This is a genomic window from Cupriavidus sp. SIMBA_020 (genome assembly GCF_046535395.1).
Taxonomy (GTDB): Bacteria; Pseudomonadota; Gammaproteobacteria; order Burkholderiales; family Burkholderiaceae; genus Cupriavidus; species Cupriavidus campinensis.
Genome location: NZ_JAWRWU010000968.1, coordinates 1 through 259 on the forward strand (window position 1 = coordinate 1; position 259 = coordinate 259).

Annotated in this window: 1 protein-coding gene; it reads left to right on the forward strand. The window is 62.5% G+C overall.

Annotated elements, in window-relative coordinates:
- The coding region (locus tag SB751_RS32340) for an alkaline phosphatase family protein (RefSeq protein ID WP_410749302.1) at positions 1–259 on the forward strand (259 nt) is incomplete at both ends.

Here is a 259-nt window from a genome sequence, read left to right on the forward strand (position 1 = left end):
TCATCAACGCGCAACCGGGTTCGGCGCTCTATCAGCGCGCGCAGACCGCGCGCACGATCGCCGATCTCAAGCAGGACGTGCTGGCGAACAAGTTGCCGCAAGTGTCGTGGCTGCTGCCGCCCGCCGCGTTCTCGGAGCATCCGAAATACACGCCCGCCTACGGCGCGGAATACACCTCGCAGATTCTCGACGCGCTGACCTCGAATCCCGAAGTGTGGAGCAAGACCGTCCTCTTTATCATGTACGACGAGAACGACGG